The sequence below is a fragment of the Serratia sp. DD3 genome, assembly GCF_000496755.2.
This window is the reverse complement of the sequence record NZ_AYKS02000062.1, coordinates 1-5,932: the sequence shown is the minus strand read 5'-3', so window position 1 is coordinate 5,932 and position 5,932 is coordinate 1. Positions and strand designations below refer to the sequence as shown.

Sequence of the window (5,932 nt, the reverse complement as noted above, 5' to 3'; positions counted from 1 at the left end):
TCCTGGAAGTAGGACTCAATGGCGTGCCCACCAGGGACAACACAAAAGACCGTATACTCGCCAGGCAATAGTACCGATTGCAGTTGACGATCCACATAAACCGTCGCAGGAAGTTTACCTTCAGGATAGTAGAAGACAATTTGCGACAACTCCGGCACAACCTCTCCGACAGGACGATAACCGTTTGCAATGGTCCCTGAACCAGCGGTCTGCCCATTGGCATCTAACACCGTAGACACCGTATTGTTATGCCCACCAGAGAGTCCCTCCTGCGCAGAAGCTGGTAAAGAACACCATCCGCTGGCTAACATTAATGACACGATAGTGGCGTACTTGAATTTATTACCAAGAGCTTTCATTAAAATCTCCATGCAGGGCGATATCTCATCCATCAATATCAATAAATTGCTGGCGTTGTCATCACCCTTAATTAGGTCATCTGTAATCTGTTGATCAGCTATGCAAAAGAGCCCACAGTGTTTCCCCTGTGGGCCCCCATCTTATTGATTAGACAATAATTTGGTTATTTTGCAACAACGTTTCCAGATCAGTCTGGACATTAGCCAACGTAATGACATTGGTAAAGGCGTTCGCATTGCCTGAACCATCGCGATCAATACTGATCACCGTGTCATAGCCGACGTTCTCCACCTTCAGGTACTTAAGAATACCTTGGGAAGAGTAGTCCAATTCTATCTTGTCATCATCCTTGAAGAAGGAGATTGAGCCGTTGTAGTCCAGCAGATCGCTCAGGTCAATCAGGTCCGCATCACTGTCAGTCACCACGTCACCTACATGGAAGCCATGGACGATATCGCTGCCATTACCGCCGGTGCCGTCAGTTTCCATCCCTGACAAGACCTTATACATTAACGTATCGTTACCACCATTAGTCAGGTAGAACGTATCGTTGCCACCACGGCCTTCAAACAGGTTGTTAGCCGAGTTGTCAGTAAAGTTATCGCCCTGGCTAGAACCAATCAAGCCTTCGATACTTTTGAGTATGTCATCGCCCTGGCCTGTGGCCGATCCATCCTTACCTGTCCCCCCCCAGAGTTTAGCGGTGATAGCGCTTGCTGAACGGCTGTAATCAACGATATCCATCCCAGCCGTGGCACTCCAGACCGCCTTACCACTGACAATCTGGTTCCAGCCGCCACTGCCGTTGTAGGTATCGTTACCCGCTGAAGCAAAGAAGGTGTCGTTATAGCCAGTACCAACAATGCCCGTATCGGTGGTCTTGGTGGCTGCAGTGTCACTTTCCGCCGTCAGTACATAAGCATCATGGGATTTACCGGTGGTTAACCCACCCCAGGTTTCATTCACCGTGGCGTTAGTATAACCGCCTTGGCTAGTTTCTGCGCCCACATGGTCAGTCTGGCCATTGGTAATACGCAACAACTGTACCGAGTAAACTTCATTCGGATCCAGCCCGAAGAAGCTCACCAGACCCATACTGTTGCTCGAGCCAGAAGCCTGCGGGTTAATCAACTGGGTGGCTACCAACTCATTCTTCGAGTTATACAGCTTGACGGTATTGCTGTAGAAGGTATTGATACCTTGGCCATCAACAATACGAATCTGCAAACTGGTACCATCGGCGGCAATATTGGTGTTTTTCACCAGCAAGGTTGGTGAGGCGTTATCTTTCGATACCACAGCTGCATCAGGGCCTGCACGATACAACACCAAGTCCATTGAACCATCCCAGTCATAATCCAGGGCGACTGCACCGGTTATGTCGATATACTTATCCGAGGTCAAGGCAATACCAGTGCTTTCCCACCACTTATTGGTGCCCTTGTTGAGGTACAGTGTGGGGCTGCCTGCATTAGCTCCCAAACCGGAGTTCTCGCGTGGAACTTCGATGATGTCCATCTTACCATCGTGGTTCCAGTCCACAGCCAGTGAAGTGCCACCATCCATCTTGTCACCAAACCATAACGCATCAACATCTTGCGTTTTCAGGCCCCCGTTGCCATCGTTCAGATAGATACGGCTTTCCTCATTGTTATTACCGCCTTTAGCACCGCGGCTCAAGAACAGGTCCAACCAACCATCACCGTTATAGTCGGCGTAGGTCATGGAGATCGACAAATTACCATAGTCCTCCTGACCATCATTACGGAAAACATAGCCGTACACCGCTATTTTACCAAATGTGGTCAAGTTGGTTGCGGTGGTTTGGTTGTAGAGGATCCCCAACGCGGTGTCCCCATTCCTATCAACATGTGCGGTAATATCAACAGTACCGTTATTATCGATATCCACTGCACCAATTTCATGCAAAAGACTCAAGTTAGATGGAATTGCCCCACCAGGGCGACCTTGTGGGCCGTCTGGGCTCAACACACCCTTTTCGTTCTTAAGGAATGAAGTAGAATCTGCTGCTGAGTCCGCCAACACAAAGTCCAGATAGCCATCACCGTGGCGGTCATAGGCTATCACCCCCCCTAAGTGGTTAAGATCGCCTTGGTTTACCGATTTCGCCGTGTAACTGCCATCCGCATTCTGCATCCAGTAGGCAGTGTGTCCACCGTTATCGTAAGCACTGACCTGTGACATGACATCAGTATAACCATCACGGTTGATATCGGCAAAGGTGGCCGAGTTAACAAAGTGGCCATAGTTGTCGATCCAATTAGCGGTAGTGCCATTAGCATGCTTGGTTGGCTGAGCCAGATAGTTTGAGCTGTAATCCTCCTGGGTTTGCATATTGTAGACACGCCCGGAGTTGGCCCGACCTGACCCGGTTGAAGCACGCGCACTCTGGAAGAATGACCACAAGCCATTATTACCGATAGTCACCGCTGCCGCATTCAGGCCATAGCCATCTGAATCGGTGGTGCCGCCCCACTTCTGCTGAATCAGCGTATTACCGGTACCCTCAGTGACCCCAATACTGGTAGAGGTACTTAACGAAGAACGGTTACCGGCCTCATCCCATACCATAAAGGCCAGATTATGCGCGCCGGCTGGCATGGTGCTGCTGATTGACCAGGTACCGTCATCATTCGCTTTGGCAAAGCCGATAATCTGATCCAGCCCTTCCTGGTAGGTCCCATTACCGTTGACATCACTCACCAGTGAAACAATCGCCCCTGCTTCAACCTTACCGTACTTGGCTTCGTTGAAGGTGTAGGTGGTGGTGCTGTTAACAATTTGCGGTACCTCAGGCGCACCAAGGATCGCATTCGGTGCTTCCAGATCAATCACAACCTTATAATTGCTCTTGAAATTGACGTTGGTGCCCAGGTTACCGGCGGCATCAATCACTCGCAGTTGGTAGTCAAAGGTGGTGCTCTGAGTGACCGCAGCCAACTGATGACTCCAGTTAGTCCCGGTTTCAGACAACAGGGTGGTCCAGCTACTCCCATTATCAAAGGAGATCTGCAGATACTGGTCGTTCTGCAGCGCAGCACTCAACGCACCCTTGATGGTCACCGTACGGTCACGGGTGATCATATTGGTGTCCGTTGCCGTCGCACTGTGGCTGAACGGATCGTTTTTCACCAAGCCAGGAGCGGTATCGGTGGTAATACCCGCAGTGGTGGTCAAACCATTCAGGTTCGGTGCCACGGTGCTCACTGTCAGCGCATGTGAGTCGGTGTCACCAATATTACCGGCCTTATCAACCACACGCGCCTGGATGGTATAGTCCTTTGAAGTCAACGGCTTGCTTTGCAGATCCACCGTCCAACTGCTGGCGGTCGTGCTGCTCGCTTTGGTCCAGTTTTCACCGCCATCCACACTCACTTCGACCCACTCGTCTGCCAGCAGGGCCTTGTTCAGTGTACCGTTAATCAACAACGTGGTATCGCTGGTGTTGAAGTCGGTATTACTGATACCCAAGTCATCACTGATTGACGTGATGCTGATAGCCGCATCAGAAATCGTCGCATCAATGGTGATGGTTTCAGTACCACTCGGCGCACTCTCCTGACCTACCTTGTTGGTCCCCGTCACTTTGAAGTTGTAAGTACCGTCTACCAATGCTGGGTTTGGTGTAAAGCTCCAATTACCACCTGGGCCCGCAGTAGTGGTACCGACCTTAGCATTACCGTTATAGATGGTAATAATATCGCCTTCAGCCACCGAAGACGTCCCGCTCAATGTCGGCGTATTGTCCTTAGTCAGGCTGTTGTTGGCCAACTCCATACGGGTAGTGCCGGTATCATCAATAATACTGTCGATAACCGGAGCGTCTGGGGTCAATGACATAATAACGTCATAGCTGGTGCTCGGCTTGGCGCTATTACCTACCTTGTCAGTCTCTTCCACGGTCAACGTGTTTTTACCGTCATACAGTGAGCCCGTAGCGGTCAACGTCCACTGGCCATTGCTGCCTACGGTGGTGGTGCCCAGGACTTTGGTATTACCATCGCCATCGGTGGTGTATACCGTGATGGTATTACCCTCTTCTGCACCGGTACCGTTAACCAACGGATTGCGATCATCCAACACGTTACCCTTGCTGACCGGGCCGGTTATCAAGCCATACTGATCAACAACCTCAGTGATCGCTACCTTGCTCACATCCGGTGGCGTGAAGTCCAGCGTCAGGGTAAAGGTTGTCGATGGCAAACTGACGTTACCGGCCCCATCGGTTGCCTTGACGTAAAAATCATGCGTGCCTTCATTCAGGCTACTGATTGGCTTGAACGTCCAGACACCGCTGTCATTGGTTTTCGCTGAGCCTAACAGGCCGGTTTGGTCATACACCATCACCACACTGTTGGCTTCCGCACGACCGGTCAGGACCGGGTAGGGGTCATCTGTGGCACTGCCGCTGAGCATGCCTTGCGGCTGTGGCGCACCCACATTGTCTGCTGCCGAGTCGATAAACGGCGCGCCCGGTGCCACCGTATCGACGGTAAACACCCAGGTACCGCTGGTACTGACATTCCCGGCCGGATCTTTGGCGCTGGCACTGAAGGTATGCTCACCCTGGCCCATATCCTCATTTGGCGTAAAGCGCCAATCACCTTTGCTATCGGCAGTGATACTGCCCAGAATGCCGCGTTCATCGCTGACTGTAACCACACTGCCCGCCTTCGCGGTACCAATGAGGGTCGGACGCGAATCATTCGTCACCCCGTTCTGGGCTATCAGCTCCACCTTATCGACTGGGTTATTATCTTCCAGACCGGTCAGTAGTACCTTCGTTAGATCCACATCCACTTTGAAGATCAGGTGTTGCCCTTCATCGCTGGTGTTACCGGCCTTGTCGGTCACGGTCGTGGTCAGGTCATGTTGACCATTACCCAATGGGTCGCTCGGCTTAAAGCTCCAGTTCCCTTGGTCATCCACCGGCGCGCTACCGATTTCCTTATCGTTATCATAGATATGGACCACACTGCCCGGTTCAGCCTTACCACTGATGACTGGCGCGCTGTCGTCGGTAGTTTTGTTAGCAAGGATATCGCCTTGCTCGTCACCCATCTTATCTTCCACCTTCAAATTGGTGGCCGGTGCTGGTGCCTGCGTATCGACAACAATATTGAAGACACCGGTTGGGTCACTGGTGACACCGACACTGTTGGTCACCGTCGCTGTCAGGTCATGTTTACCCTCACCCAGTGCAGGCTGTGGCGTAAAGCTCCACTTACCCTCGTCGTCTACCTTGGCCGTACCGAGTTCATTCTTACCGTCGTAAACCGTCACCGTGCCGCCTGGCAACGCAGTCCCGTTCAGTGTCGGGGTGTTGTCATTGGTGATATCCCCTGGCTGCAATGCCACCGTTTCTGGTCCTGGCCCCTGATTATCGATGACCGTCCCCAGCACCGGTGGTGCCGGTGGGACTGTACTGACGGTAATACTGTAAGCCGATGACTTATCGGTGGTGTTGCCGACCGGATCGCGCTCTGTTGCGGTCAACACCGCCACACCATCCGCAAGCGGCAGGTTCGGCTGCATCGACCAGGAGAGATCA

At 52.0% G+C, this 5,932-nt stretch carries 1 protein-coding gene and 1 pseudogene; both read right to left on the bottom strand.

Annotated elements, in window-relative coordinates:
- Nucleotides 1-359: pseudogene (locus IO95_RS11000) on the bottom strand (OmpA family protein); the annotation flags it as partial.
- A 148-nt stretch (nucleotides 360-507) separates the two neighbouring features.
- Nucleotides 508-5,932: Ig-like domain-containing protein (locus IO95_RS10995; RefSeq protein WP_037385336.1), on the bottom strand; the 5,425-nt coding region annotated here is incomplete at its 5' end.